Origin of the sequence: Marinobacter antarcticus (assembly GCF_011049865.1) — a bacterium.
Lineage (GTDB): Bacteria > Pseudomonadota > Gammaproteobacteria > Pseudomonadales > Oleiphilaceae > Marinobacter > Marinobacter antarcticus_A.
The window spans coordinates 1-26882 of record NZ_DRGY01000139.1; the positions used below are offsets into that span (position 1 = coordinate 1).

25 protein-coding genes and 1 pseudogene are annotated in these 26882 nt (G+C 56.2%); 18 read left to right on the top strand and 8 right to left on the bottom strand.

Translation table 11 applies throughout. From position 1 onward, the window contains the following. The 7 genes and pseudogenes from ENI00_RS17060 to ENI00_RS17090 all read left to right on the top strand — a co-directional run. Window positions 1-1106: pseudogene (locus ENI00_RS17060) on the top strand (protein-glutamate methylesterase/protein-glutamine glutaminase); the annotation flags it as partial. Continuing rightward, on the top strand, window positions 1106-1846 hold the full coding sequence (locus ENI00_RS17065; protein ID WP_304105023.1) for a flagellar motor protein: 741 nt from the start codon (window positions 1106-1108) through the stop codon (window positions 1844-1846). The pseudogene ENI00_RS17060 and the gene ENI00_RS17065, both read left to right, overlap by 1 nt. An 18-nt stretch (window positions 1847-1864) precedes the next feature. After that, complete coding sequence (gene motD / locus ENI00_RS17070) at window positions 1865-2647, top strand: flagellar motor protein MotD (protein WP_304105025.1); 783 nt, start codon at window positions 1865-1867, stop codon at window positions 2645-2647. Between the two features lie 96 nt (window positions 2648-2743). Next, on the top strand, window positions 2744-3520 hold the full coding sequence (locus ENI00_RS17075) for a ParA family protein (protein ID WP_304105028.1): 777 nt from the start codon (window positions 2744-2746) through the stop codon (window positions 3518-3520). Then, complete coding sequence (locus ENI00_RS17080; protein WP_304105031.1) at window positions 3513-4196, top strand: chemotaxis protein CheW; 684 nt, start codon at window positions 3513-3515, stop codon at window positions 4194-4196. The genes ENI00_RS17075 and ENI00_RS17080 overlap by 8 nt, the downstream gene beginning before the upstream one ends. A gap of 133 nt (window positions 4197-4329) precedes the next feature. Then, window positions 4330-4818: a chemotaxis protein CheW gene (locus ENI00_RS17085; protein ID WP_304105033.1), complete on the top strand. Its 489-nt coding sequence runs from the start codon at window positions 4330-4332 to the stop codon at window positions 4816-4818. A 16-nt stretch (window positions 4819-4834) separates the two neighbouring features. Next, complete coding sequence (locus tag ENI00_RS17090; RefSeq protein ID WP_304105037.1) at window positions 4835-5227, top strand: DUF2802 domain-containing protein; 393 nt, start codon at window positions 4835-4837, stop codon at window positions 5225-5227. 16 nt (window positions 5228-5243) lie between these two features. Here the strand turns inward: ENI00_RS17090 and ENI00_RS17095 are convergent, their stop codons facing one another. Beyond that, window positions 5244-5567: an EscU/YscU/HrcU family type III secretion system export apparatus switch protein gene (locus tag ENI00_RS17095; protein WP_304105039.1), complete on the bottom strand. Its 324-nt coding sequence runs from the start codon at window positions 5565-5567 to the stop codon at window positions 5244-5246. After that, complete coding sequence (locus ENI00_RS17100) at window positions 5564-6934, bottom strand: flagellar hook-length control protein FliK (protein WP_304105042.1); 1371 nt, start codon at window positions 6932-6934, stop codon at window positions 5564-5566. The genes ENI00_RS17095 and ENI00_RS17100 overlap by 4 nt, the downstream gene beginning before the upstream one ends. A gap of 146 nt (window positions 6935-7080) precedes the next feature. Between ENI00_RS17100 and ccmA the strand changes: the two genes are divergently transcribed. From ccmA to ccmI, 9 genes are read left to right on the top strand one after another with little or no spacing between them, the layout of a single operon-like run. Then, window positions 7081-7722 carry a cytochrome c biogenesis heme-transporting ATPase CcmA gene (gene ccmA / locus ENI00_RS17105; protein ID WP_304105092.1) on the top strand — a complete coding sequence of 214 codons (642 nt, stop codon included), beginning with the start codon at window positions 7081-7083 and terminating at the stop codon, window positions 7720-7722. Then, window positions 7712-8437: a heme exporter protein CcmB gene (gene ccmB / locus ENI00_RS17110; protein ID WP_304105046.1), complete on the top strand. Its 726-nt coding sequence runs from the start codon at window positions 7712-7714 to the stop codon at window positions 8435-8437. The genes ccmA and ccmB overlap by 11 nt, the downstream gene beginning before the upstream one ends. A gap of 32 nt (window positions 8438-8469) precedes the next feature. Continuing rightward, window positions 8470-9213 carry a heme ABC transporter permease gene (locus tag ENI00_RS17115; protein WP_304105051.1) on the top strand — a complete coding sequence of 248 codons (744 nt, stop codon included), beginning with the start codon at window positions 8470-8472 and terminating at the stop codon, window positions 9211-9213. Between the two features lie 3 nt (window positions 9214-9216). Next, window positions 9217-9489: a heme exporter protein CcmD gene (ccmD, locus tag ENI00_RS17120; protein WP_304105053.1), complete on the top strand. Its 273-nt coding sequence runs from the start codon at window positions 9217-9219 to the stop codon at window positions 9487-9489. Window positions 9490-9504: 15 nt separating this feature from the next. Beyond that, complete coding sequence (ccmE, locus tag ENI00_RS17125; protein ID WP_304105056.1) at window positions 9505-9978, top strand: cytochrome c maturation protein CcmE; 474 nt, start codon at window positions 9505-9507, stop codon at window positions 9976-9978. Window positions 9979-10014: 36 nt separating this feature from the next. Beyond that, on the top strand, window positions 10015-12018 hold the full coding sequence (locus ENI00_RS17130; RefSeq protein WP_304105059.1) for a heme lyase CcmF/NrfE family subunit: 2004 nt from the start codon (window positions 10015-10017) through the stop codon (window positions 12016-12018). Further along, the gene (locus ENI00_RS17135) at window positions 12015-12551 is read left to right on the top strand and encodes a DsbE family thiol:disulfide interchange protein (RefSeq protein WP_304105063.1); all 537 of its coding nucleotides are present in this window, start codon (window positions 12015-12017) and stop codon (window positions 12549-12551) included. Before ENI00_RS17130 ends, ENI00_RS17135 begins: the two co-directional genes overlap by 4 nt. Then, a complete protein-coding gene (locus ENI00_RS17140; protein ID WP_304105065.1) occupies window positions 12551-13030 on the top strand; it encodes a cytochrome c-type biogenesis protein in 480 nt (159 codons plus the stop codon). The genes ENI00_RS17135 and ENI00_RS17140 overlap by 1 nt, the downstream gene beginning before the upstream one ends. A gap of 39 nt (window positions 13031-13069) precedes the next feature. Continuing rightward, window positions 13070-14374, top strand: a complete 1305-nt coding sequence (ccmI, locus tag ENI00_RS17145) for a c-type cytochrome biogenesis protein CcmI (protein WP_304105067.1) — start codon at window positions 13070-13072, stop codon at window positions 14372-14374. A 7-nt stretch (window positions 14375-14381) separates the two neighbouring features. Here the strand turns inward: ccmI and ENI00_RS17150 are convergent, their stop codons facing one another. The 6 genes from ENI00_RS17150 to ENI00_RS17175 are packed head-to-tail and all read right to left on the bottom strand — an operon-like array spanning window position 14382 to window position 21403. Then, complete coding sequence (locus ENI00_RS17150) at window positions 14382-16190, bottom strand: BatD family protein (protein WP_304105070.1); 1809 nt, start codon at window positions 16188-16190, stop codon at window positions 14382-14384. Next, the gene (locus ENI00_RS17155) at window positions 16184-18013 is read right to left on the bottom strand and encodes a VWA domain-containing protein (protein ID WP_304105073.1); all 1830 of its coding nucleotides are present in this window, start codon (window positions 18011-18013) and stop codon (window positions 16184-16186) included. The genes ENI00_RS17150 and ENI00_RS17155 overlap by 7 nt, the downstream gene beginning before the upstream one ends. Then, window positions 18006-19034, bottom strand: a complete 1029-nt coding sequence (locus ENI00_RS17160) for a vWA domain-containing protein (protein WP_304105076.1) — start codon at window positions 19032-19034, stop codon at window positions 18006-18008. The genes ENI00_RS17155 and ENI00_RS17160 overlap by 8 nt, the downstream gene beginning before the upstream one ends. Further along, on the bottom strand, window positions 19028-19498 hold the full coding sequence (locus ENI00_RS17165; RefSeq protein WP_304105078.1) for a DUF4381 domain-containing protein: 471 nt from the start codon (window positions 19496-19498) through the stop codon (window positions 19028-19030). The genes ENI00_RS17160 and ENI00_RS17165 overlap by 7 nt, the downstream gene beginning before the upstream one ends. Next, window positions 19495-20433 (bottom strand): DUF58 domain-containing protein, encoded by a 939-nt coding sequence (locus tag ENI00_RS17170; protein WP_304105081.1) that lies wholly within the window; start codon window positions 20431-20433, stop codon window positions 19495-19497. Before ENI00_RS17170 ends, ENI00_RS17165 begins: the two co-directional genes overlap by 4 nt. 7 nt (window positions 20434-20440) lie before the next feature. Continuing rightward, window positions 20441-21403 (bottom strand): AAA family ATPase, encoded by a 963-nt coding sequence (locus ENI00_RS17175; RefSeq protein WP_304105084.1) that lies wholly within the window; start codon window positions 21401-21403, stop codon window positions 20441-20443. Between the two features lie 130 nt (window positions 21404-21533). Here ENI00_RS17175 and ENI00_RS17180 point away from each other — a divergent pair, with 130 nt between their 5' ends. Then, entirely contained in the window at window positions 21534-26426 is a 4893-nt protein-coding gene (locus ENI00_RS17180) for an NAD-glutamate dehydrogenase (RefSeq protein ID WP_304105087.1), read from the top strand. Window positions 26427-26520: 94 nt separating this feature from the next. Continuing rightward, the coding region (locus ENI00_RS17185; protein WP_304105089.1) for a carbonic anhydrase at window positions 26521-26882 on the top strand (362 nt) is incomplete at its 3' end.

The following is a 26882-nucleotide window of genomic DNA, read 5'->3' on the forward strand; positions in this document are numbered from 1 at the left end:
CGATTCGGGGTTCTTCCGCAAACGGCTGACGGAAATACTGACGGCGTCCGGGCAGATCCGGGTGGTGGGTGTTGCTACCAACGGCAGGGAGGGCGTTGAGCTGGCGGAATCCCTGCGCCCCGACGTTATTACCATGGATTACGAAATGCCGATTATGGACGGTATTTCGGCCGTTCGGGAGATCATGAAAAGGCACCCGGTGCCGGTGCTGATGTTTTCCTCCCTTACCTACGAAGGCGCCAGGGTGACGCTGGACGCACTCGAAGCCGGGGCGGTGGATTTTCTGCCGAAGAATTTCGAAGAAATTGCCCGGGATGGCAGCCAACTGCAAAAAATCCTGGTTGACCGAGTGCTGGATGTCGCTCGCAGCCGGCCTGCGGGGGGGGCGCACACCGCCGTTGCCTTCAACACCGGTTGCTCCAAAGCCGACCGTTCCGGTTCGCCCGGAGCCGCGCCCGCCAATATCCGGGGTTCGAGCCGCGCAATCCGCCCAACACGAACCTGTCAGCCGTCCTTCTCGAAAAGCTCCGGCACGGCACTATGCGGTTGTCGGTATCGGTACCTCGACCGGTGGTCCGGTTGCGCTGCAGCGCGTGCTGGCGGCATTGCCCAGGTCCTTTCCTGCGCCCATTGTGCTGGTTCAGCATATGCCTGCGAGTTTTACCCCAGCGTTTGCCGAGCGGCTCAACAAGCTGTGCAACATAGAGGTTCGCCAGGCGGAAGACGGCGATATTCTTCGCCCAGGGCTTGCGTTGCTCGCGCCTGGCGGCAAACAGATGATGATTGAAAACCGGGGTGGTCAGCCCCGTGTGCGTATTTTGCCCGGAGACGAGCGGCTGAATTACCGGCCTTGTGTCGATGTAACCTTTGGTTCTCTGGCCCGCGCGTTTCCCGGGAAAACCCTGGGTGTGATCCTCACAGGAATGGGGGCAGACGGCAGGGAAGGCTGCCGCATGATGAAGCAAAGTGGCTCGCAGATCTGGTCTCAGGATGAGAACTCCTCGGTGATTTACGGCATGCCCATGGCCGTGGCCAAAGCCGGTCTGAGTGACGAAGTGTTGTCGCTTGATGGCGTGGCCCCTCGACTGATCGACGGCGTCTGCTGATGGATTTTCTCAGCCTGTTTGGCGTTGTTCTGGCCTTTGCAGCGATCCTTGGTGGCAATCTGTTGGAGGGCGGAGCGCTTAGCTCGCTCTTTAACGGGCCTGCCGCGATTATCGTTATTGGTGGCACGCTGGCGGCGACCATTCTCCAGACGTCCTGGCCGGTTCTGAAACGCGCATCTGTCCAGTCCCGGTGGGTGTTTATTCCGCCCTTTATCAGCATCGAAGACGGCATTGGCAAGGTTATCGACTGGAGTGTGAAAGCTCGCAAACAGGGTTTGCTTGGCTTGGAAGGGTTGGCTGAAAAAGAACCCGAAAATTTTGCCCGCAAAGGCCTGCAGCTGTTAGTCGATGGGGCAGAACCAGAAACCATTCGCAGCATTATGGAAATCGACCTGGATTGCCGGGAACAGAGGGATCTTGAAGCGGCCAAAGTATTTGAAGCCATGGGCGGTTATTCACCCACCATTGGCATCATCGGTGCCGTTATGGGTCTGATCCAGGTAATGACCAACCTTGAAGATCCCCAATCCCTCGGCAGTGGCATTGCCACGGCGTTCGTGGCGACCATTTACGGCGTGGCCCTGGCAAACCTGTTGTTTTTCCCAGTGGCCAACAAGCTGCGAGGGCTGGTCAAGGAGCGTTCGAGATACGAGGACATGATGATCGATGGCATTATCGCCATTGCGGAAGGTGAAAATCCTAAATCCATTGAATTGCGGCTGCGGGGCTTTCTGCAGTAGGCAAACCCGGTTTCTATTATGCGGCGTCGCAGGCAACCCCAGGACGATTTACACAACAAAGAGCGGTGGCTGATTTCCTATGCGGATTTCATAACGCTGCTTTTCGCCTTCTTTGTGGTGATGTACTCGGTTTCGTCAGTGAACGAGGGCAAGTACAAGGTGCTTTCAGAAACGCTTTCGGGCGTTTTCAATGCGCCGCAAAGATCGTTCCAGCCGATTGAAGTGGGTGATCAGCCTCCGCGCCCTGAAGTGACCGTTTCGGAGGATGTCATTCCCCCGGCGGTTACCGAAGCGCCACGCAATTCGGAGCAAGAATCCGCAGAGCGCACAGAGGCATTGCGCAACATGGCCGATCAACTCGCGGTCGAGTTTGGTGATCTGATCAACCGCGGGGTGGTCACACTTGAAACTAACGAGCGCTGGCTGGCGCTCAACCTGCCCGACAGCCTGCTGTTTGGCAGTGGTGATGCCGAGCCCCACTATGATGCATTTGGTGTGGTCGAAAAAATCGCCAAGGTTCTCAGGAACCGGGATAACGCGGTAAAAGTTGAGGGCTTTACGGACAACGAGCCCATTCGCACGCGCCAATTTCCCTCGAACTGGGAGTTGTCAGCGGCCCGTGCGGCGGCGGTTGTGCGCATGCTGGGTATGGACGGCGTTGAGCCCGATCGCATGGCCGCGGTGGGCTATGGGCAGCATCAACCTCTGGCGCGGAACGACACCGAGGAGGGGCGCCGGCGCAATCGGCGTGTGGTGCTGCTGATCTCTCGGGAGGCCAGCGTTCGGGGCGTTATGCGTTAGGGCGCCGTTGACGTTCAAGTTGTTTAACTGCTGGCCGATAAGCCGTATGTAGCGGGACTTAGCGGGTTGCAATAACGTATTTTCCGGAGAGAAAACGTGCGAATCTGGGCAGTAGCCAATCAAAAAGGTGGCGTGGGTAAAACCACATCGGTGGTCGCGTTGGGCGGCTTGCTGGCGGAGCGTGGCAAACGCGTTCTTGTGGTTGATCTTGATCCCCATGGCTCTCTTACGAGTTGGTTCGGCTATGATCCGGACACTCTTGCGCACAGCGTTTTTGATTTGTTTCAACATCAAGGCAAAGTGCCCGAGGGCTTGCCCGCCCAGCTTATTACCGAAACCAGTTGTACGGGTTTAGCGTTACTGCCGGCGAGCACGGCGCTGGCAACACTGGAGCGCCGGATGATTGGTGTGGAAGGTATGGGGCGTATCATTTCGCGGGCGCTTGCCCAGCTATGGGATGATTTTGACTACGTTATCCTGGACAACACGCCGTCTTTGGGCGTGCTGATGGTCAACGCGCTGGCCGCTGCGCAACATCTTGTGATTCCGGTTCAAACCGAGTTTCTTGCAATCAAGGGCCTTGAGAGAATGTTGCACACGTTGCAAATGATCATGCGTTCCCAGAAAAATGATTTGCCGTACATCATCGTGCCGACCTTGTTTGATCGCCGTACCCAGGCTTCTGTAAAGAGTTTGAATCTTCTGCGCAAAACCTATCAGGATGCGCTGTGGAGGTTTTCGGTTCCGGTAGACACAAAATTCCGCGATGCGAGCCAGTCTGGAGTTGTACCTTCAAAGCTGGACGCACAAACCCACGGTGTGCGGGCTTACCGGCACCTGCTGGATGATTTGTTGGAGCGTCAGCATGGCTGACGAAAAATTGACAAAGCTGGCGGGTCCTGCCGACGCCATTGCCAGTTATCTGGACGAACTACTGCACACGGCAACGGACAGCGCGCTGCAGGAAGACGTTCGCGCGCCGCAGGCGGTTTCCAATCCCTCGCCCAAACCCAAGCCAAAAGTGCCACCAGCGCCAGAGCCGGTGTTGGCGCCAGAACCCGCGCCAGATCTGGCGGTATCGCGACCTGAGTGGTCGGAGCGCCCGTTTGAGTGCCTGATTTTTACCGTGGCAGGTTTACAGCTTGCGGTTCCTTTGATTTTGCTGGGAGCCATTCATCGGGTTGACGAAGAAATTCGGCCAATTCCCGGTAGCCCCCGTTGGTATATGGGGATTTATCCGGGCGCGCAACAGAATCTGAGAATTGTGGATACCGCGGAATGGATTATGGCGGGCCGGGTGCCTGCCAATGCCCGGGATAACTACCGATTTGTCATTCGTCTTGATAACAGCGAATGGGGGCTGGCGTGTGATGATGTCGCCCAGTCGTTTACGCTGAGCCCCGACGATGTGCGCTGGCGAACAAGCCGGAGCAAGCGGCCCTGGCTCGCCGGAACGGTGGTTGAGCAGATGTGCGCGCTGGTTGATGTGCGCTCCATGGCGGCTCTGTTGGTGCGCGCTGAAAAAGAAAGGCATCTGGACCTGAGTTGACGGCCAGGCCGGTTACGGAATGAAACCTTGTCGTGCTGGCACGGTTTGTGCCATTGATTATAGTATTGGGCACGAGTGATGTTTTTTTGACGATCAGGCTGCCCGCCGGGCAACCGAACAGGAGAGACAGGCTATGGCATCCCCGAGCGGACAGCAAAGTCATGCCCAAGACGATCAGGTATTGCAGTATGTGACGTTTCGGCTGGATAACGAGACCTATGGTCTGAACGTTATGCAGATTCAAGAGGTTTTGAGGTATACGGAAATTGCGCCCGTGCCCGGCGCTCCGGATTATGTGCTTGGCATCATCAATCTGCGGGGTAACGTGGTAACGGTGATCGATACGCGTCGCCGTTTCGGATTGGCGGACGCAGAGGTTACCGAGGCCACCCGCATCGTGGTGATGGAATCGGCCGATCAGGTGATGGGCATTCTGGTGGATTCCGTGGCCGAGGTTGTCTACCTGAAAGCCAGTGAAATCGAGACGGCACCGAATGTAGGCAATGAGGAAAGCGCCAGGTTTATCCAGGGCGTGTGCAACAAAGACGGCGAACTGATCATATTGGTCGAGTTCGACAAAATGCTGTCAGACCACGAATGGGCTGAAATCGCAGGGCTGTAAACCGGAGACGTCCTTTATGTTTGCTGAAATTCCTTCCTATATCCCTTGGGTGCTTACCGCGACAGCCCTTTGTCTGGTTTTCGCACAAGGCATTTTACTCGGGCGCCAGAATAGGCAGTTGAAAGCAACATTGAAGGAGCGCTGCGACATTCTTGGCCGGGAATTGCACGCGACCGCAAGCGGCAGTATGGGCGTGGGTCAGCGCCTTGTGGTCTGCGAACGGCAATTGCACGAGCTGCGCTCAAGCCTTGATGAAATGCGCCAGAACGACCCTTTACGCGTCTCCTACGATGAGGCTTCACGGCTGGTTGATCTGGGTGCGGATATAGACGATCTGATGAACACGTGTGGAATATCCCGCCCGGAGGCCGAGCTTGTCTCGGCGCTGAGAAAACGCGAGGCGGCCTGAACCATTACGGGCACTATTAGATTGCGTCGGGTTGATTGCCGGCGTCTTCCGGGGTCCGGCCACGAATATGAAATGCGAACGCAAGAATTTCAGCGATCACCCGGTAAAGGCTTTCCGGTATTTCTTCGTTCAGGGATAGACGAGCCAGAATGCCGGCCAACTCGGCGTTTTCATAAAGCGGCACGTTGTGTTCTCTGGCGATTCTGATAATTTCATTTGCCAGCTCGTAGTTCCCCATGGCGGTTATGGTCGGGGCCTTGTCGCCGTCGTATTTAAGCGCAACGGCCGCACTGGTACTCGTGTTTGAGTGTAAAGAAGCACCATCGTTTTGCTTTTTCATGCCCGGGTATCCACCAGTCTGTGTTCGAGCTTGGTTGCCGGGTAAGAGGGGCTGCCCCGCCGACATTCAAGATCGGTTACTTCGAGCCCCAATTCCGCGAGGCTTCGCCTCAGAAGCGGTAGCTCCTCGTTCACCTGTTTCAGCGTGCTCTGTTTTTCTGCCCAGACCCTTGCGCTTACCTCATGTTGGCGCAACGCAATCTCAAAATTCAGTGCTCCGGCCAATTCCAGATCAATTGCCAGATTCAGGCGCCACTCGCTGACTGCGACGCGCTTGCTGTGGTGGCGTTCGGAAGCGGCCTCTTCTTTGCGTTGTTCTATTCGCAACTGAGCCACTCTGGGCTCGTTCTGGGGTGTTACCCAGGGTAAATCCACCAGCATGGTAGAAGCGGGCGCCGATGCGTCGCCACCGCCTCGCGTGCTCAAAATCTGGCTGTGTAACTGGTTAACGGTAATCCGGTTGAGCATGCCTGCAAGCATTCGCAATGTTTGCCCCACCGATGCCGGCTCGGAGTTGCTGGCGGGCGGTGGCGTTGTCACTGTCTGGGGAAACTGCAGCGGCGCCTGAACCAATCCCGGGCTGGCCAGCGGTGTGAGACGGTTGAACAGGGTTGTTGTGTCACCGCCTTGCTCGGCCAACAGGGCGGTAATCATGCGGCCAATCGCAAGTTTTAAATCGGGCAAGGTAGCGGAAGGAGCCTGAGTCAGGCGGGATTCGGCAAACAGGCCACTTTCGGCTATCCACTGGCGAACTTGCTGCACAGTGTTGCTCCGTGTACCGGCACCGGGCGCCAAAGCGTTGCTGGCGGGGAGCCGTGCGAGCAGCGTTTCGAGAGTTTGACGTGCGGCCTCCGGCAGCGGTTGTGGGCTGCGTGCTGCGGGTAACTGGCCGGGGGTCAGGTCGGGAATCACCCCTCGGTTCAGAGCCGTCATCAGTTTGGCCAGGCCGGCGTCCAGGCTGTGTTGCCATGGCATGCGCTGAGCCAGGGCGCGGGCAATGGCGACTTCCGGCGCCGCAGTCAGCTTGCCCATAAGTTGCAGTTCGTTGCCTGCACGCATCACTTTTACCCAATCACCCCGGGCCAACTCCGTTGCGCCAATGGCCGCATTGACCTGAAGCGGCTTGCCTCGCACATCCAGTAAAATCTCTGCAGTGCTGCTGCCCTGGCGGTTGATGATCTCTGCGACTCGCGCTAATAGGGTTTCCCGATTCGCAACCTGAATCTGATCCAGTTGCTGCCGGGCAGACAACGCTATTGGCTCACGACCCGGCTGTGCGACGCTGTTGGTCTGTGCCGGCTTCGGAGTTGCCGATGACGGTGCCGGTGCCTGAGAAGCGGGAGGCTGTTGACTATTGGGTAGTTTCATCGTTGCTGACTTGATACCGGACAAGAGTATTCTGTGGGCGCATTCGCTATAATACGCCGCGCCGGCAACTATTGTCGTGAATACACCCGATGCCATTTGCGCATCGTCCTGATTACGGGGCCCTGATGTCCGAGCCGTTACCTTTGATGACCGAGCCGTTGCTACAGGCTGTCAATCTGCAGTGTGAGCGGGACAAGCGGATACTTTTCCGTGAGTTATCTTTCTCCATACTGCCCGGTACAGTAACCCGTGTCGAGGGGCCAAACGGCTCTGGTAAAACAACGCTGCTGAGAATACTGGCGGGCCTCAATGATGCCTGGACGGGTAACATCAACTGGTGCGGAGCACCGGTCGCCAGCCAGCGCGAAACGTTTCTCCGGAACATTCTTTATATAGGGCATCGCCCGGGTATCAAGTCACTGCTTACGCCCACGGAAAACCTTCGGGCCTTGATGGCCGGCCGCCGGCCGGTCTCTGATATCGCACTGCGCCGGGCTTTGCAGGGTACAGGCCTGGCCGGGTATGAGGATGTGCCATGTTGCAACCTGTCTGCCGGTCAGCAACGCCGGGTGGCTCTGGCCCGCTTGCTCATTGCCGATGAACCCCTCTGGTTGCTTGATGAGGTCTTCACGGCCATTGACGCGGAGGGTGTAAGCGCGCTTGAAACGCTTTTGCATCAACGGGCAGTCGAAGGTGGAGCTGTGCTGGTGACAACACACCACAACCTGGAGTTGCCGGGTATGCAAAAGCTGATTCTTGGTGCGGGAGACGCGATCAATGAACACTGAAGCTCCCCCGGAAGTCAGGCTTGCCCGCAACCGTGTTGGTGTCCTGGCAGCGATGAAAGGGGTTTTTGCGCGAGACATAAAACTGGCGTTTCGACAGCGCCAGGACCTACTTAACCCCCTGTTGTTTTTTGTGATGGTTGTTACCCTGTTCCCACTGGGGGTGAGCCCGGAAATCTCATTTTTGAGTGAAGCCGGCGCGGGCATTCTCTGGGTGGCGGCGCTTCTTTCTGTATTATTGTCACTCGACCATTTGTTCCGCCATGATTTCGACGATGGTACGCTGGAACAGCTCGTGCTTCAGCCGCAGCCGCTGTTCTTGCTGATTCTGGCAAAAACCGTAGCACACTGGATGTTGACCGGGCTGCCTCTGGTGTTACTGACGCCAGTTCTTGGTGTGATGGTGCACCTCGACGGGAACTCTATCGGTGTTTTGTGTCTAACGCTATTAATTGGTACACCGGTACTAAGCCTGATTGGGGCCATTGGCGCAGCGTTGACACTTGGATTACGATCAGCGGGCGTGCTCTTGTCCTTGCTTGTTATTCCGCTGTACATTCCTGTGCTGATTTTCGGTACGGGCACGGTTGCAGCGGCATCGGACGGTGCGGCAGTAGGCGCCTATATGGCTCTGATGGGTGCGTTTCTGATGCTGGCGCTAACGCTGGCGCCCTTTGCAGCAGCAGCAGCGTTGAGAATCAGCTTGTCGAACGGATAAAACAAGGTAAACGGTAGAACGGTGACCAACTGATGTGGCAATTTTTTCACAAACTGGGTTCTCCCAAATGGTTTTTCGGGATATCCACCCGGTTCGCTCCCTGGTTCCTGACGGGTGGTATGCTGTTGCTCGTGACCGGGGCTGTCTGGGGTCTGGCGTTTGCGCCCACGGATTACCTTCAGGGCGACAGCTACCGTATTATCTTCATCCATGTTCCGACGGCAATGCTGGCCCAGTCGGTGTACATCATGATGGCGTCTGCCGGTGTTGTGACACTGGTATGGCGGATGAAGCTGGCCGACGTTTTTGTTAAAGCGGTTGCGCCGGTGGGGCTGGTTATTACTTTTTTGGCGCTTTTTACCGGGGCGGTCTGGGGTAAACCAACCTGGGGCACCTGGTGGATCTGGGATGCCCGGCTCACTTCAATGCTGATACTGTTGTTTTTGTACGGTGGTGTTATTGCACTGGATCGCGCTATTAATGATGAGAAATCCGCGGCGCGCGCGGTGGCGGTGCTGACGTTGGTGGGGGTAGTGAATATCCCCATTATCAAATACTCCGTGGAATGGTGGAATACTTTGCATCAACCCGCTACGTTCAAGCTTACTGAGAAGCCGTCGATGCCGGCCGAAATGTGGGTGCCGCTGCTTTTATCGGTGCTGGGGCTGTACCTCATATTTGGCTGGCTGGCTTGCGTTCGTATGCAGACAGAGATTCTGTGCCGTGAACAACGGTCCCGCTGGGTAAAAGAATTCGTAACAACAGGAAGGGTCTGACCCATGGCCTTTGATTCTTTTTCGGCGTTTATGGCGATGGAAGGCCACGGTCCCTACGTCTGGTCCTGTTATGCCATGTTCTTCGTGCTGATGATGGTGATGATGGTCTGGTCCGTAAGGAGCCGGAAAGCGGCTATCGAATCCTGCCGTCGCGGTTATGAATTTCAGGCAGGAAAGCTTCATGGCGATAGCATTGAAAGTAGCTCTGAAAAAAGCAAGGTGGCGTATTCAGCGCCCTCTGCAGCTTTTGAGCGCGTAGACGTTTCCCAAGACTGACTGACAGGTATGTAAATGCATCCGATCCGTAAAAAGCGACTGACTATTGTTCTGTTTCTGCTGGCAGGACTCTCCATAGCGGTGGCTCTCACAACCTATGCGCTGCGCCAGAATATCAACCTGTTCTACGATCCAAGCCAGATTTCTGCGGGAGAAGCACCGGTTGACGTGCGGATTCGAGCGGGAGGGATGGTAGAACAGGGTTCGGTTGTTCGAGATACGGAAAGTCTTAAAGTGGAGTTTCGGGTAACGGATTTCAGCCACTCGGTTCCTGTTGAATACGTTGGCATTCTGCCGGATCTGTTTGCCGAAGGGCAGGGCATTGTGGCTATGGGCAGGCTCAACAACCAGGGCCGCTTTGTCGCCGACCAGGTGCTGGCCAAGCACGACGAAAATTATATGCCTCCGGAAGTTGCCGATGCCCTCGAAAAAGCGTCGAAATCCAACGGCAGCGCGACGGCCGGCGGCGCCAAACCGGCAACTTACTGAACTCAAAATCAACAGCCTGACTCCTGGAGAGCTTTGATGTATCCCGAACTCGGACAACTTGCACTGATACTTGCGTTGCTGCTGGCAGTGCTGCTTTCGGTTGTACCCCTTGTGGGCTCACTTACCGGCCGGGACAATCTTCAGGCGTTTGCGCGACCTCTGGCCTCTGGCGTGTTTGTGTTTATCGGGCTGTCGTTTGCGATACTTACCCACGCCTTTTTAACCGACGATTTTTCCGTAGCCTACGTGGCCAACAACAGCAACAGCCTGCTGCCTTGGTACTTCAAATTCAGCGCGGTGTGGGGTGGCCATGAGGGTTCACTGCTGCTCTGGATACTGATGTTGAGCGGGTGGACGATGGCGGTCGCCGTATTCAGTCGCCGTTTACCCGCTGTGATGATTTCACAAGTATTGTCGATTCTCGGCATGGTCAGTGTCGGTTTCATGCTCTTTATTATTGTGACATCGAACCCTTTCGACCGTCTCTTGCCCAACGTACCGATGGATGGCGCAGACCTGAATCCACTTTTGCAGGACTTCGGTCTGATTGTTCACCCACCCATGCTCTATATGGGCTACGTTGGCTTTTCGGTGGCGTTTGCGTTTGCGATCGCCGCATTGATCAACGGTCGCCTGGACGCCGCTTGGGCGAGATGGTCGCGGCCCTGGACCACCGTTGCCTGGGCATTTCTCTCTGTCGGTATAGCCCTCGGAAGCTGGTGGGCGTATTACGAACTTGGCTGGGGCGGTTGGTGGTTCTGGGATCCGGTTGAGAACGCCTCCCTGTTGCCCTGGTTATCCGGTACGGCTCTGATGCACTCCCTGGCCGTGACCGAAAAACGCGGCGTCTTCAAAAGCTGGACGGTGTTGCTGGCCATCGTCACCTTTTCCTTGAGCTTGCTGGGCACCTTCCTGGTTCGATCGGGTGTGCTTACCTCGGTTCACGCTTTTGCGTCAGACCCAGAGCGCGGCACTTTTCTGCTGGTTCTGTTGGCGGTCACCATTATTGCCAGCCTGACGCTTTACGCGTTCAGAGCCCCGGTTGTTCACGTGCGCTCCCGATACGGCTCTTTTTCGCGGGAAATATTCCTGCTGCTGAACAATGTATTGCTGGTTTCGGCCACGCTGTTGGTCGCGGTGGGCACCCTGTATCCGCTGGTTCTCGACTTTCTGGATATGGGCAGACTTTCGATCGGCGAGCCGTTCTTCAATCTCACGTTCAGCCCTCTTGCGATAGCAGCCGGTCTGCTGATGGGCGTGGGTGTTTTTTCTCGCTGGAAGAAGACGGATGCCGGCTGGCTTGCGCGCAAGCTCTTGTGGCCACTGGCGGTCAGCGTATTGATCAGCACAGCGGTTATGGTCGGTTATGGCGGGTTCACGCCTTGGGCGTTTTTGGGCATATTTACGTCCGTTTGGGTTACTACCGCGACGTTCTGGGATTTGTGGGATAAATCGGCTTCCAGAAAAGGGCGAATTCACGGCCTCAAACGCCAATCCCGCAGTTATTACGGCATGGTGTTCGGGCATCTTGGACTCGCCATCACCATGGCGGGTGCAACGGTTGTGTCGAACTATGGCATTGAGCGTGATGTGCGCATGGTGCCCGGCGATGTGGCTGAGCTAGGTGACTACCAGGTTGTTTTCAAGGAAATCGGCGAACGGCGGGGACCGAACTTTACCGCCCAGTACGGCAGTTTCGATGTGTTGCTGGACGGAAAGCTCGTCTCTGAGCTGCACCCTGAAAAACGCCAGTACGCGGTTGCAATGAGTGTCATGACCGAGGCAGACATTGATGGTGGTCTGTTCCGGGATATTTTTGTGGCGGTGGGTGAGCGAATCTCTGATGACGCTTGGGCAATTCGAATCCAGTACAAACCGCTGATCCGCTGGCTTTGGCTAGGGGCGCTGTTTATGGCGACGGGCGGCTTCCTGGCTGTGTCGGATCGCCGCTACCGAATCCGTGAACCGGTTGCCAGGAGCACAACAAAACCCGTGTCAGATCCGACAGATGTCCAAGGCGCAGCCGGAGCGGTTTCATGAAGAGGTTTTTGCTGTTTTTACCCTTGTTGGTGGCGATTATACTGGGTGTTGTCCTGTTCGCCGGCATTGGCAAGGATCCCACAAAGCTGGATTCGGTGCTGATTGGAAAGCAGGTTCCGGCGTTCAGCCTCAGGAACCTGATAAAGCCTGAAAGCAACCTGGATGAAAGCCTGTTCCGGGGTGAGGTTACGCTGCTGAACGTATGGGGTACTTGGTGCCCAACCTGCCGGGCCGAGCACGACGACCTGATGAGGATTGCCCGGGACAAAAAAATTGCCATTATTGGGTTGAACTACAAGGATAATCGCGACGATGCGCTGGTCTGGCTTGATGAGCTGGGCGACCCATACCGCACCATTATCTACGACCCCAAAGGCACTCTGGGATTTGACCTGGGCGTTTACGGTGCGCCTGAGACCTTTGTAATTGATGCCTCCGGCGTTGTGCGCTACCGCCACGTGGGCGAGATTAACAACGAAGTGTGGGAGAAGGTTCTGTTGCCGGAGATTAACGAAGCGCGGGGGAACGGTTAATGCTCCGTTTGATGTGTTTTGTGCTGACGATTCTCGCCTCTGGCTTGTCGGTTGCAGACGTGGCGGCTGTCTACGATTTTGATACCCGCAGTGCTGAGCAGCGCTACCAGACCCTGATTGCAGAACTGCGATGCCCGAAGTGCCAGAACCAGAATATTGCGGATTCCAATGCGCCCATCGCAAAGGATATGCGCAGCGTCGTGTATCAGATGATGCTGAATGGGGCCAGCAACGATGACATCGTGGAATCACTGGTGGGGCGTTTTGGTGAGTTCGTGCGATACAAACCGGAACTGGATAGCCGCACATTCATGCTCTGGGCGACACCTGCGATTGCCGTTTTCGGTGGTCTGTTTGTGGTTGCCGGTATTGTTATACGCTCCCGTCGCGCCGGCACGGCAGCGCCCCCGCTGAGCACCGAGGAGCAGGCCCGAGTTGACAAGATGCTCGCGGAGCAGCATCACAACGGTAATGTCTGACCGCCGTTTTATTCATTTTTGAACTGTGACGATATCTCCATGACTGAAACTTTCTGGATTGCCGCAACGGTACTGATTATCCTTGCGTTGGCGTTTGTACTCTATCCCGTGCTGTTCCATCGGCGAGGCACCCGACAACAGAACGATCTCAGAAATCAGAACTTGATGGCCTATCGCAGCCGGATGGCTGAGCTTAAAAAAGAGCATCAAGCGGGCATTATTGATCAAGAAAGCTATCAACAACTTCGGGATGAGCTTGCCGGTGCCATGCTGGATGATGTTCCGGAGAATGAAACCCCTGCGAAAACCGTTCCCGGTCGCAAGGCCGCCATGGCGGTTGGTCTGCTGGCTATTCTTCTGATTCCTGCGTCGGCGGTGGTGCTTTACGAAGAATGGGGGGCGATGGACAGCGTTGAAGCGTTTGTGGCGATGAAGGAACTGAGCAATTCAGACGATGCCCGTGCAACACAAATGAGCAAACTGACGGCGCAATTGCGCACGCGACTGGAGGCCAGCCCGGATAACCCGGAAGGCTGGGCCATGCTGGGCCAGACCTACATGCGCCTGGAACAATACAATGACGCTGCCTGGGCGTTTCGGGAGTTGGCAGACAGCGTGAGCTCAGACGACGCTTCCCGGGCGGTCGCGCTTGGTCTTTCTGCCCAGGCGCAGTTTTTCCTCAGTCAGGGGGCGATGACTGACAAGGTAACGTCTGCAATTGAACAGGCCAGGGCCTTGAATCCTGATGAGGTTAACTCACTGAGCCTGCTGGGCATTCATTCGTTCAGCCAAGGCAACTACCGTGAGGCCATTGGTTACTGGGAGCGCATTCAGACAGTGGCACCGGATCACCCGCAATTGGCCGCCATTCAGGGTGGCATTAAAGAAGCCTATTCACGTCTCGGTGAGCAACCGCCGGCCATGAACGCACCAAAAATGGGTGAGCCAGGAACAGGCGCAAATGCCGTTTCGCAAGCGGGCGGTGCGGGTGTCAGCGTTCGAGTGACGCTTGCGGATGCATTTCAGATGAGCATTCCCAACGACACCACCCTGTTTTTGTTTGCCCGCGCTGCCAATACTCAGGCCGGACCACCATTGGCTGTTGTGCGGTTGACGGCGGGTGATTTGCCCGTGGAAATCAGGCTGGATGACAGCCGGGCGATGGCGCCGCAGTCGGTTATATCCGGTGTAAAGGAAGTGGTTGTTACCGCCAGACTTACCCGTTCGGGCAACATAAGCGCTCAGCCGGGTGACTGGCAGGGCAGCACCGATTCGCCCGTCGCGGTTACCGAGGATCAGGGCTCGCCGATCGAGTTGGTCATTGACCAGCAGTTAATCGACTGAGCCTGGATTACATTGGCCCCGACACTCGCAGAGTGTCGGGATACAGCGGCGGCAAACCCGCTTTCGGCGACGACTCCCCCATATTCTCCCTGGCTTGTTTGAGGGCTTCGGTCAGGGCGTTGCCGTTCCACGGTTCAGGGTTCTTCTGCGCGCCGGACGAGTCGCGACTGAAAAGATGCGCCTGTAATCGGCTGAATTCGGCTTCCAGATCGGGTTTCGGGTAAACATGGAAGACGTCTCCGGCGGAGCGGAAGTTGTGACCGGCCATGCGCAAATTGGCCCAGCTTACGAACAGTCCATGGGTTGAGGCACTGCCTTCTTTTGCACAATTGAGCAATTGCTTGAATACAGCGCTTTCGTTAGCGCCATCGCCAGAACCACGGCTGGCGGATGTCTGGGGCGCCAATCTACGAGTTCGCCACCAGGCTAGCATGGTCAAAACCCATATTCCCGCCAGTGTAAGGCTGACCCACTGCCAAAATCGGCTGCTGTTGACGGGGTTGCGGGTGCCGGAAGCGCTTGCGTTGCTGTCTGTGCCCGGCGGTGTGGCCGGGTTTCCGAGAGGGGCTGTCGCAGGCGCTGTTGCACCCTCTATTGCACTCTCTGTAGCACTCTCTGTAGCACTCTCTGTAGCACTCTCTGCGAGAGCGACGTTCAGGGTTTGCGCCGGGATAACGGCGACCTTCTCGCTGTCGGAATCCGTGTCCCACCAAGGGATACGAATGGCGGGTAGCGTGAGCTTTCCGGCTTTCACAGGAACAAGGGCCCGGGTTTGTGTAAGCGTTGAGGTAAGACCATCAGCGCCGACGCTGGTGTCTCGTTTAGGTTCTTCCGGGTAGCTGCGGAGCCCGTCCGGTACATTTTCCGGTAAGGGGGGTAGGGCCTCAGAGGGCAGCCCGGTTGCTTGCAAACTCAAGGTGCGTGTGAGGTTGTCTCCGGTTTTCAGGTTCAGTGTTGGCGGCATGCCCGCTTCCGCCAGCGTAAGGTTCGTGGCCGGGAGCCAGGTCGAGCCGCTGAACTGTGCGGGTATGGGTTTTACGGGAACCTCGAACAGCGCCTCACTGTCCCGGAGGAACTTGAGCGACCCGTTGGTATCCCTGGCCTGACCCTCAAATCGGATGGTCGGCAAGTTTAATGGGCCTGGTTTTTGTGGAAACAAGGCATAGCGCCGCTCCACAACCCGGTAGCGCACACCATCCCGATCGCTGGAAAACTCCCGTTGTTTCCCAAGAGGCTCGATGATTGCATTGGGATGTTCTGGCTCGGACAGCTCACCACGGATAAGGTTGCCCCGGAAGAACAGTCGCACCGTTAATATCAACTGCTCCTGAACATACACGTCGGATTTATCGGCGGTCAGTTCAATAAAACTGTCCCGATTGGTGTCGGCTTGATCCGGCGGGTTGCCTTTCTTTACTTCAATCGTTACCGGCTTGGAAACAGAATCCTTGAAGGTAAGCGCGGGGATGGTGAGTTCTCCGGTTGATTTGGGCGCAAGCTCATACGTCCAGGTTATTTCTCCCACCATGTTGCCATTGACGGCGTGAATGTTATGGAGCTGGTTGCGAGACAGAATATCAAAGTCTGGCGATACCTTTTCAATATCCGGAGAGGGCAGGCTTGATACATCAAAATTGAAAATATCACTCAGGTCGAGATCAATCTCTGTGCTGCCTTTAACGGTAAGCGTCAGGACGTCCCCTTCGTACAGGCTGGTTCTGTCCGGCACAGCGGCGAGTTCGCCGGCGTGCGCTGGCAGCCAGAGGGCCATCAAAACCACCAGCCAGATTGTCTGAGTTATCAACCGTTTTACCATGGTGTATCGCCTTCATCGGAGGGTGTCTGGCGCTCCTGATACTGCTGCAGGAATTTGCGCTGTAATAGCCCGCCCGGGTTGTCGGGTACCCGGCGCAGCGATTGTTCCTGGCTTTGGGTCAGAGGCGTTTCTGATAGCGAGGCCGGAGCCTGGATTTCTTCGCTGCCAGGCGCTCCATCCGCAGCCTGCGCATCTGCACCGTTGTTTTTTGCGGACGCTTCGGCTTCTTGTTCGTCTGCGTCCTTTTGTTTATTGCTTTGCCCCTGTTCTTGCGGGCTACCCTGTGACGGATCAGACTCTCCATCGGAATTTTCAGAATCCTGCGGATTTTGAGAGTCTTCAGAACCTTGGGGATTTTGCGAGCTGTCCGAGCCCTGTTTGTCGCCGGATGAATCCGAATCGTTCGGGTCGCCCTTGTCTTTATTTTTATCTTTATCCTTATTCTGATCGGATTTTTTCTCTTGCTGTTTTAGCAAGTCTTCCACCAGTTGCCGGTTTACCTGGGCGTCTTCCATATCGGGGCTGTGACCCAGCGCCTGGTCGTAAGCCTTGATGGCCTCTTTCAGTTTGCCGGCGCGCGCCAGGGCGTTGCCGCGATTGTAGTCCGCAAGAGACGTGCCAGCTTCCGAGAAGGCCTTGGCGGCATCTTCGTAGCGCTCAGCTCGATACAGTGCTGAACCTCGCCAATCCGGTGACGTCAGTGTGGCCGCAGCGGCGTCTGGGTCCTGCTGGATCAGCTCTGCTGCACGCTGATCTTCCCGTTGCCAAAGGCTGTCCCAGTCCATTGCTGAAGCCGGTTGGGGTATCGCTGGCATAAGAATCAGTGCCAGCGCTGTGAAAGTCCCACGGCGCCAGCCTAATAACAGCATGGGCAGAGCTAGCCATAACAGCCAGTAGCCGTCGTCTTTCCAGCGGTCTACGGTGAGCCCGGTGTCTGTGTCTTGCCACTCATCTGATTCGGCGGGATTAAGATTAAGGGCGGCAATGTCGCTGCCATTCAGGGTCAGTTCGTGGCTTTTACCGCCGTTGCTGCGAGCAAGCTTTGCAAGCGCATCCGGATCGGTGCGTGTGATGACAATGTTGCCGTTGTCACGGATAAATCCACGCCTGGCAAGAGGAATCGGGCCGCCATCGCGAGTACCTGCGGCCAGTGTACTCAGAGTGACGTCGCTACCGGCCAGTGCGCTGCCGATAGCCGCCCGATAACGATCGGGTACGCCATCGGTTATCAAAAGAATACGGCCCTTGCCCGGAGCGCCCTGTTCCAGAAGCGCTCGGGCCATGGCAACGGCCAGGTCGGCCCGGTTGCCCTGCACCGGCATGATAATCGGGTCGATTACGTTGAGCATTCCTGTGAGCGTGTTGCTGTCGTCGGTGAGGGGGGTCACCACGTGCGCGTCTCCCGAATAAACGACCAGCCCGGTGAGCCCTCCCTCGCGGGCCGTCAGAATATCGCGGATCTTGCGCTTTGCCCGGGTCAGGCGGTTTGGTTCCAGATCCGTCGCCAACATTGACAGGGACAGGTCGAGCACGATCACCAGGCTATCTCCCGGCTTTTTCAGGGGAGTGGGCGCTTCGCGCCATGCTGGGCCGGCGAGCGCGAAAGACAAAATAGCAACGGCGCTGATGGCAGGCACAAACGTTGATCCTCGCTTTTTGGCAGAGGTTCCGTGTCGCCGGATAACCGGAGACAAAAACGATTCAGGAATCAGGTTGGACCAGCCGCTGTCGCCGGAGTTCTTGCGCTTCAGCGCTCTATAAAGCAAAGGCACGGCCAGCATCAATAAAAGCCAGAGCGGCCGGAGAAAATGAAAATCAGCCATGGTTCACACTCCCGCCGGCGCCCTGGCGAGCACGAGCCAATTTGCCCGCGTTTCGTCGAAAAAGGAAAAGGCTTAGCCACAGCGCAACAGCAATGCCTGCAGGCCAGAAAAACAGATCGGTTATCGGGCGGTAGAATTTTCCATCCAGCTCAATCGGTTCAAGCTGATCAATGGTTTTGTAGATCGACTCGAGCTCTGACAAGCTGCGGGCCCGAAAATACTCGCCGCCGGTCTGTTGCGCCATGCGAGTCAGCAGATTTTCATCGAGATCCCGGGAAGGATTAACACGGCGCGAACCGAGCAAACCGCGCTGAATCATGGATTCGGCGCCAATGCCGATGGTGTAGAGGCGAACACCCGTGGCCGCTGCAATTTCTGTGGCCTTGTCGGGCGTGATTTCACCGGCCGTGTTGGCCCCGTCGGTCAGCAACACAACGACTCTTTGCTGCTGCGGCCTGTCTCGTAGACGTTTGGTGGCCAAGCCCACAGCGTCACCAATAGCGGTGGCGCGCCCGGCCATGCCAATACCCGATTCCTGCAACAGCGTTTCCAAAGTGGGGAGATCAAAGGTCAGAGGTGCCTGAACATAGGGTTCAGTGCCGAACAGTATCAGGCCCAACCTGTCGCCTTTCCGACGGGCAATAAACTCGTTCAGTACTTTTTTAACCGCCTGCAGACGGTTAATGCTGCGGCCCTGAATGACCATGTCCTGCTCTTCCATGCTGGGTGAAATGTCCACAACCAACATCAGATCGCGCCCGGTTACGGGCATTTGAACCTGCTCGCCCACATGCTGGGGTCGCGCCAGTGCCAGCACCAGCAGCACCCAGGTCAGCAGCAGCACCAGGGTTTGCCAGCGCGGCACCCCGTTGCCCTGGCGGGTCACCCCCGGCAGGTCAGAGAGCCAGTAGCCCACCGGAAAGACGGGGGCGTCCACCGCATGCGCCGCCGGCTTTTTCCACTGCAACAGCACGGGCACCAGAATCAGCAGCAATATCCAGGGGTACGCGAGGCTCAGCATTTCTGTGCCTCCAGCCAACGACGGGCAAAGTCCAGTGCGTCTGCGGGTTCGGCCGTGGGTTTTGCCTGCCAGGTGCTTATGACCAGCGCTTCAACCACCGGCTTGTGCACCATTTGGTTGCCAGGGAAATGACGTAGAAGACAGGCTGCCCATTGCTCGCCGGATTGCGCCTCAGGGCGTTCCAGCGGATAGCGCTCCCTCGCCACACGCTTGAGCAGCGAATTCAGTTGCGTAAACCACTGGGGCTCTTTCAACGCTGTGCGTTCGAGGTTGGCCAGTTCGGCTCTGGCCAACCTTAACCAAAGAGTTCGGCGGCGATGACGTCGGACCAACCATGCCAGAGCCGCCACGATAACAACGAGCACAAGCGCCAGAACCCACCAGCCTGGCGCCGGTGGCCAAAAGCCTTGGGTTGGCGGTAGATGGATATCCCGAAGCTGGCTCAGGGGATCGTCTGGGGTCATCTGATTTGTCCCCCGGGCCCCAGTATGGGTTGCAGGCTTGCAGCGGGTGCTTCTTGTGTCGAAATGTCGGTGGCTCTAACGCCCGATAACCGAAAGCAGTTTTCAAGCGCGGCTTCATGACGGGTGATTTTTTCCCGCCACGCCTTTTGAAAGCTGCGGTTGGACGCATCGAACCAGACCGGCCCTTCTGTTCCTGCAATGGCAAAGCGGCCGTTTTGCGGTAACGCCTGCTCAAGCGGGTCGACCACTCGCAGCGCGCTCACGCTGTTATGGCGGGCCAATGCACCTAACAAAGACGTGGTGCTCTGTGAGATGCCGAGAAAATCGCTGATAACAAAAATCCGGCTGCCGGTATGGGCAACCCGGCGGGCTTCGGCAAGCGCAGTATCCAGGGTGGTTTCTGCTGCGGAGTTGGCCGGAGAGAGAACCGAGCGTTGCTGGCTGGCAAGGGTATCCAACAACCGCAGCACGGATTTTTTGCGCCTCGCCGGGCGCTGTACGCTCAACGTGTTGCCGTTAAAAACAATACCGCCTACCTGATCGCCTGCGGATAGCGCGAGCCAGGCAAGAATGGCTGCAAGCTGGGCACAGCGCACCTGTTTGAAGGCCCCGGTGCTGGCAAAGAAAAGGGTAGGGCCAAGATCGCACAGTAGCAGCACTGGGCGTTCTCGCTCCTCTTCGTAGAGTTTTGTATGAGGCGCCTGCCGCCTGGCCGTTACGCGCCAGTCGATGCTGCGAATATCGTCGCCGGGCTGGTAAAGCCGCACTTCCGCAAACGCCATTCCGCGCCCGCGCTGAGAAGAGTGCTGAAGCCCGGCTTGCCGAGCTCGCGCCGGCCGAGCCGACGGCAGCTTCAGTGCTCGGGCATCCGCTTGCAGGCGAATGAGTGCCTGCAGACTGATGCGGGTTGTTGCATCACTGTCGGTTGTATCCATGATGGCCTCAGGCGCTCACGGGAACACGATCAATCAGGCGTTGTATCACGGTGTCCGCTGTTACGCCTTCAGCTTCGGCCTCAAACGTCAGCAAAATGCGGTGTCTGAGCACGTCGAACGCGACCGCGCGCACGTCGTCAGGCGTTACATAATCCCGGTCATTCAGCCAGGCAATAGCCCGGGCGCAGCGGTCAAGTGCAATGGTGCCTCGCGGACTGGCGCCGAAAGCCGTCCAGCGTGCCAGCTCTGGGTCCAGGGATCCTGGGTCTCTTGTTGCCAATACCAAGGCCAGCAAATATTGCTCAACCGGTTCGGCCATGAAAATGTCGGCAACCTCGGCCCGGGCCTCAAAAACCTGATCGGCCGTCAGGCGAATATCAACGGCTTGCTGGCCCTGCCGGTAGTCGTTTCTGGCCAGATGAAGAATGGCCTGTTCTGCCTGGGCCGACGGGTAACCAATTACCACATGCATCAGGAAACGATCAAGCTGAGCCTCGGGGAGCGGGTAAGTGCCTTCCTGCTCGATAGGATTCTGGGTTGCCATGACCATGAACAGGCGGTCAAGCGGGAAGGTGCGCATGCCCACGCTGACCTGACGTTCGCCCATAGCTTCCAGTAGAGCCGACTGAACTTTTGCCGGTGCGCGGTTAATCTCATCGGCCAGTACAAGGTTGTGAAAAATGGGTCCGCGTTGGAATTCAAACAGCCCGGTTTCAGCCCGGTAAATTTCACTGCCGGTCACGTCTGACGGCAACAAATCCGGGGTAAACTGGATGCGGTGGAAATCACCTATCAGGTGATCAGCCAATGCTTTGATGGCTGTGGTTTTGGCCAGTCCTGGCGCGCCTTCTACCAGAAGATGCCCATCGGCGAGCAGTGCAATCAGGAGTCGATCAACCAGCTTTTCCTGTCCGATAATCCTTTTGGCTAACTGTGTTCGTAAATCACCGAACGTATGCTGTAAAGACATTGTAAGTGATGGCTCTTGTGCGTAAGTAGATGCCGCAGTCTTCGCGTCTGGTAGGCAAAAATCAAGGCTTTGACTATGCTTATCGCACGATATCCCGATTACGTTTATTTCACATTATCCGAGGTCGCCCATGAATTCGCTGACAATGGCCAGCAAAGATGAGTTTTTTGCATTGCTGGCTGAAGAGTTTTCCAGAAAAATTGCCAAAGCCGAAGCCAAAAAGATCAGCGAATTTGTAAAGCAGCATTACGCCCACATTCCGCTGGAAGCTCTCGCCAGTCGACGCCTCTCAGACACCTACGGTGCGGCGATGGCGGCCTGGAATTTTCTGCAAAAACGCAGCGCCGAAGAAACGCCTGTCGCGGTATTCAATCCCGATCTGGAAGGTGACGGCTGGCAATCCACGCACACCGTGGTATTCATCCTGCATCCGAACATCCCGTTTCTGATTGACTCTCTGCGCATTGCGGTGAATCAACGGGAAATCGGAACTCACTCAATCCAGCATTCCATACTTCAAGTGGAACGTGACAAAGCCGGAAAGCTCAAAAAATTACTGGCGACCCATAAAAGCGCCTCAGATTCTGAGTACGAGGCGCTTATCGTTTTGGAAATCGATAGGCACAGCAACCCGGAAGATCTGAAAGATCTGGAACAGACGCTGCAAACCGTATTGCATGAAGTACGCATCGCCGTTGCGGATTTCCCCGTTGTGACCGACAAGGTCAGCGAGATCATCAAAGAACTGGAGAGCACAACCGCGGGTATCAGCAGCGATCAGAATGAGGAGGCGCGCGCGTTCCTGGATTGGCTGATGCGTGATCACTTCACCTTTCTTGGCTACGATGAATACGACTTTGTCAGCGACAAATCGGGTATGGCGGTTCGCCGGGTGGAAAATTCCGAGCTGGGCATTCTGCGGGTAAATAACGAGCGGCCCGACCGGGTTCGGCTCAACGAACTGCCCCAGCGTACGCGCCATGAAATGACACGGGCCGATGATATTTTCATTTTCGCCAAGTCGGCTCAGCGCTCACGGGTTCACCGCCCTGCGTACCCGGATTATATTGCCGTCAAGAAGTTCAATAACAAAGGTGAGGTCGTTGGTGAGCGCCGTTTCCTCGGCCTCTACACATCTCGGGCTTATAACGAGCGGCCTGACGAGATTCCCTTGCTCAAGCGCAAGTTCCAGAATGTGATGAAACGTTCAGGCTTTTTACGCGCCGATTACGCAGGCAAGGAACTGGAGCAGATTCTTACGCTCTATCCCCGTGACGAGCTCTTTCAGATTGCCGAGGATGAGCTGCTGGATGTCGCAAAAAGCATTCTGTACATACAGGAGCGGCGTCGCATTGAGCTGTTTTTGCGTGAAGACGTTTACGGCCAGTTTGTTACCTGTCTGGCGTTTTTCCCGAGGGATATTTACAACACGGAACTTCGCCTGAAGGTTGAGCAAGTGCTTCTTGACAAACTGGAAGCTGAAGATATCGAGTTTGTTACGCACTTCTCAGAGTCTGTGCTGGCTCGGGTGCAATTCACTATTCGTGTTCCCCAGGTTGAAAACCGCAAACTGCCGATTGCCGAAATACGTGAAAAAGTCATCGAAATGGCCCAGTCCTGGCGCGATGGTCTTTCCAGTGCGCTCAGTGAGACCTTTGGTGAAGAGGGCGGTAACGAGCTTTACCGGCGTTGGGCGGCAGGCTTTCCCGCAAGTTACGTAGAGATGTTTTCACCGCGCCGGGCGGCTATTGATCTTGAGCACATATCGGCTGCCTCTACCAACAACGACCTCAACATGAGCTTTTACCGGGCGTTGGAAGAAGATGACAGCACGGTGCATTTCAAACTTTTCTACCCCGACCAACCCTTGCCCCTATCGGACGTTATGCCCATTTTTGATAACCTGGGTTTCCGGGTTTTGGGAGAGCATCCGTTTGAAGTAACTGACAGGAACAACAAAGCCGTCTGGATTCATGATTTTACCCTCCATGCCAACGGCGGCAACGCGGTGGATATCCATCGGATACGACCTATCTTCGAGGAGTTGTTCTATCGGGTGTGGTACGGCGAAGCGGAAAATGACGCGTTTAATCGCATGCTCATTACCTCTTACATGGGCTGGCGGGAAATTGCGCTACTGCGCACTTACGCCCGCTATATGCGCCAGATTCGCTTTTCCAACAGCCAGACCTTTATTTCCAACACGCTGGTGAATCACGTTGAGCTCACCCGGATTTTGTTGGAATACTTTGATGTGCGTTTTAACCCGGATCGTTTCCAGAGCAAGGGCAAGTGCCAGGCCGCGCAACAGAAACTTGAAATTGAATTTAACGCTGGGTTGGATGAGGTCGCAAACCTCAGTGAAGATCGTGTGCTGCGCCTCTATCTGGAGTTGATGCAGGCGACGCTGCGCACCAACTATTATCAGTTCGACGAGGCGGGCGGCCACAAATCGTATATCAGTGTGAAGTTCGATCCTTCCGGGATTCCGGACATGCCGCTGCCGCTGCCCATGTACGAAATATTCGTGTATTCCCCCAGGGTCGAGGGTGTTCACCTGCGCGGAGGCAAGGTGGCACGTGGCGGGTTGCGTTGGTCTGATCGATTTGAAGACTACAGAACCGAGGTTCTGGGTCTGGTAAAGGCTCAGCAGGTAAAAAACGCTGTTATCGTTCCGGTGGGCGCCAAAGGTGGTTTTGTGGCCAAGCGGCTGCCGGACTCATCTGACCGCGAAGCGTTTCAGGCAGAGGGGATAGCCGCTTACAAGACGTTTATCCGGGGTTTGCTCGATATCACCGACAACCTTGTGGATTCGGGTATTCAGAACCCGGAACGGGTGGTTCGTCATGATTCGAACGATCACTATCTGGTGGTTGCGGCCGATAAGGGCACGGCCACGTTCTCTGATATCGCCAATGGTCTGGCGGCGGAATACGGTTTCTGGATGGGCGATGCCTTCGCCTCTGGCGGAAGCAACGGCTACGATCACAAAAAAATGGGCATTACGGCCCGCGGCGCCTGGGTGTCTGTGGAGCGGCATTTCCGCGAAGCGGGTATTAACCCGGCGGCGGATGAATTTACCGCGATCGGTATTGGCGACATGGCCGGGGACGTATTCGGTAACGGTATGCTGAGTTCTGAGAAAACCTGCCTGGTGGCTGCATTTAATCATATGCACATTTTTGTGGATCCGTCACCGGACGCGGCAAAGAGTTACAAAGAGCGTAAGCGTTTGTTTGAATTGCCCCGTTCGTCCTGGACCGATTACAACACCAAGCTTATCTCCAAAGGCGGCGGTGTTTTCAGCCGAAATGCGAAGTCCATACCGATCACGCCGGAAATCAAGAAGCTGTTGGGGCTCAATTCTGATCGCGTGCCACCGAATATGCTGATCTCCCACATTCTCAAAGCGCGGGTAGACCTGCTGTGGATTGGCGGCATAGGCACCTACGTTAAAGGTGCTAGCGAGTCCCACAGCGACGTTGGCGATAAAGCCAACGACGGCCTGCGCATCAACGGCGCAGAGCTGGGTTGCAAAATTGTAGGTGAGGGCGGCAACCTGGGGATGACTCAGCTTGGCCGTATTGACTATGCCCTCAAGGGCGGGCGGTTAAATACCGACTTTATTGACAACTCCGGCGGTGTTGATTGCTCAGACCACGAAGTCAATATGAAGATCCTGCTCAACCGCGCGGTTGCCATGGGTGATCTCACCTCCAAGCAACGCAACGTCATGCTCGAAGAAATGACCGACGATGTAGCGGCGCTGGTGCTCAAGAACAATTACCGCCAGGTCCAGGCCATCAGTATTGCCAGCGATGACGCCGCCGCGCGCCTTGAGGAATACCGCAGACTGATGAACACCTTCGAAAGCGAAGGTAAGCTCAACCGGTCTTTGGAGTATCTGCCGGATGATGAGGTCTTGTCTGAGCGCAAGTTGAACAAGAAGGGTTTGACCCGCCCTGAGCTGGCGATTCTGATTTCCTATGTGAAAGGCGATCTGAAGCAGTCCCTTATCGCAAGCAGCCTGCCGGACGACCCGCTGCTTGCGCGGGAAATGTACAAGGTGTTTCCCCGTGACCTGACTCAGAAATTCTCAAAAGAACTGGGTGAGCACCAGTTGCGGCGGGAAATTATTGCGACCCAGATTGCCAATGACATGGTTAACCACATGGGCATTACCTTTGTGGAACGCTTGATCCAGTCAACCGGCGCAGACCCGGCGTCTATAGCGCTGGCGTGGCTTATTGCCCGGGATATATTCCGGATTGATAACTGGTGGGACAAGATCGAAGATCTCGATTTCCACATTCCGGCGCAGTTGCAAATGGAGTTGATGCGGGATCTCATGCGCCTGATGCGCAGGTCGGTGCGCTGGCTGTTGCGCAATCGTCGGGCAGAGTTGAGCATTCAGAACCATATGGAGCGCTTTGCAGACAGTGTCTGGGCTATTACGTCGAACCTTCCGGAATATCTGGGCGAACAGGCCCGCAGCGATTGGGAAAAACGCAACGAGGCGCTGGCAGGCATCGGGTTACCGGCGGAACTGGCCTCTGTCGTGTCCGGTACCGGATACCTGTACTCGTCGCTTGCCATTATCGAGGCTCAGGAAGCCACCGGCATGCCACTGAAGATCGTTGCTAATCTGTATTACGAGTTGGGCGACAGACTCGATCTGAACTGGTTTGCGACGGCGATTGCCAGCCTCAAACCTGCCTCTCACTGGCAGGCTTTGGCGCGGGAGAGCTTCCGCGAAGATTTGGATTGGCAGCAGCGGGCGTTGACGACCGCCGTATTGAAGCTGGCAAAGAAGCCGGAGGACGTGCCTGCCAGCGTTGAAGGCTGGCTGCAGCAGCATGAGCAGATGATCGGTCGCTGGAAAACCATGTTATTGGAGCTCAAGGGTGTGAGAGGCCCTGAGTACGCCATGTTCTCTGTTGCTCTGCGCGAGCTGTTGGATTTGGCGCAAAGTACGCTGCATCATCAGCCTCATGGTGCCAGCCAACTCGAGCAGATACCGTGACATGATTCAGACAAACTGAGTATTGCACTGAGGTCGTGATTCCCGTTCAATCGTGTTCGGGGATTACCAAACTGAACCTGCCAGGAGTCTGCTAATGGGTCAACTTGACCATCTTCTTGAAAAAAACCGGGCCTGGGCCGACAGCATCAAGGCCGAGGATCCGCAGTTTTTTCATCGCCTGTCAAACCAGCAAGCGCCTGAATACCTGTGGATAGGCTGCGCTGACAGCCGGGTGCCAGCCAATCAGATTGTCGATCTGATGCCGGGTGAGCTTTTTGTGCACAGGAACGTTGCCAACGTAGTCGTGCATACGGATTTCAATTGTCTTTCGGTGTTGCAATTTGCGGTAGAGGTACTGAAGGTCAAGCACATTCTTGTGGTTGGCCATTACGGGTGTGGTGGCATCAGGGCTGCTTATCGCAATGAAGGTTTCGGTTTGATCAGTAACTGGCTGCG

What these genes read in the sequence shown, in the direction of transcription:
- ENI00_RS17065 (WP_304105023.1), top strand. Translation starts at nt 1,106, where the DNA reads ATGGATTTTCTCAGCCTGTTTGGCGTTGTTCTGGCCTTTGCAGCGATC.
- motD (WP_304105025.1), top strand. Translation starts at nt 1,865, where the DNA reads ATGCGGCGTCGCAGGCAACCCCAGGACGATTTACACAACAAAGAGCGG.
- ENI00_RS17080 (WP_304105031.1), top strand. Translation starts at nt 3,513, where the DNA reads ATGGCTGACGAAAAATTGACAAAGCTGGCGGGTCCTGCCGACGCCATT.
- ENI00_RS17085 (WP_304105033.1), top strand. Translation starts at nt 4,330, where the DNA reads ATGGCATCCCCGAGCGGACAGCAAAGTCATGCCCAAGACGATCAGGTA.
- ENI00_RS17090 (WP_304105037.1), top strand. Translation starts at nt 4,835, where the DNA reads ATGTTTGCTGAAATTCCTTCCTATATCCCTTGGGTGCTTACCGCGACA.
- ENI00_RS17095 (WP_304105039.1), bottom strand. Translation starts at nt 5,567, where the DNA reads ATGAAAAAGCAAAACGATGGTGCTTCTTTACACTCAAACACGAGTACC.
- ENI00_RS17100 (WP_304105042.1), bottom strand. Translation starts at nt 6,934, where the DNA reads ATGAAACTACCCAATAGTCAACAGCCTCCCGCTTCTCAGGCACCGGCA.
- ccmA (WP_304105092.1), top strand. Translation starts at nt 7,081, where the DNA reads ATGACCGAGCCGTTGCTACAGGCTGTCAATCTGCAGTGTGAGCGGGAC.
- ccmB (WP_304105046.1), top strand. Translation starts at nt 7,712, where the DNA reads ATGAACACTGAAGCTCCCCCGGAAGTCAGGCTTGCCCGCAACCGTGTT.
- ENI00_RS17115 (WP_304105051.1), top strand. Translation starts at nt 8,470, where the DNA reads ATGTGGCAATTTTTTCACAAACTGGGTTCTCCCAAATGGTTTTTCGGG.
- ccmD (WP_304105053.1), top strand. Translation starts at nt 9,217, where the DNA reads ATGGCCTTTGATTCTTTTTCGGCGTTTATGGCGATGGAAGGCCACGGT.
- ccmE (WP_304105056.1), top strand. Translation starts at nt 9,505, where the DNA reads ATGCATCCGATCCGTAAAAAGCGACTGACTATTGTTCTGTTTCTGCTG.
- ENI00_RS17130 (WP_304105059.1), top strand. Translation starts at nt 10,015, where the DNA reads ATGTATCCCGAACTCGGACAACTTGCACTGATACTTGCGTTGCTGCTG.
- ENI00_RS17135 (WP_304105063.1), top strand. Translation starts at nt 12,015, where the DNA reads ATGAAGAGGTTTTTGCTGTTTTTACCCTTGTTGGTGGCGATTATACTG.
- ENI00_RS17140 (WP_304105065.1), top strand. Translation starts at nt 12,551, where the DNA reads ATGCTCCGTTTGATGTGTTTTGTGCTGACGATTCTCGCCTCTGGCTTG.
- ccmI (WP_304105067.1), top strand. Translation starts at nt 13,070, where the DNA reads ATGACTGAAACTTTCTGGATTGCCGCAACGGTACTGATTATCCTTGCG.
- ENI00_RS17150 (WP_304105070.1), bottom strand. Translation starts at nt 16,190, where the DNA reads ATGGTAAAACGGTTGATAACTCAGACAATCTGGCTGGTGGTTTTGATG.
- ENI00_RS17155 (WP_304105073.1), bottom strand. Translation starts at nt 18,013, where the DNA reads ATGGCTGATTTTCATTTTCTCCGGCCGCTCTGGCTTTTATTGATGCTG.
- ENI00_RS17160 (WP_304105076.1), bottom strand. Translation starts at nt 19,034, where the DNA reads ATGCTGAGCCTCGCGTACCCCTGGATATTGCTGCTGATTCTGGTGCCC.
- ENI00_RS17165 (WP_304105078.1), bottom strand. Translation starts at nt 19,498, where the DNA reads ATGACCCCAGACGATCCCCTGAGCCAGCTTCGGGATATCCATCTACCG.
- ENI00_RS17170 (WP_304105081.1), bottom strand. Translation starts at nt 20,433, where the DNA reads ATGGATACAACCGACAGTGATGCAACAACCCGCATCAGTCTGCAGGCA.
- ENI00_RS17175 (WP_304105084.1), bottom strand. Translation starts at nt 21,403, where the DNA reads ATGTCTTTACAGCATACGTTCGGTGATTTACGAACACAGTTAGCCAAA.
- ENI00_RS17180 (WP_304105087.1), top strand. Translation starts at nt 21,534, where the DNA reads ATGAATTCGCTGACAATGGCCAGCAAAGATGAGTTTTTTGCATTGCTG.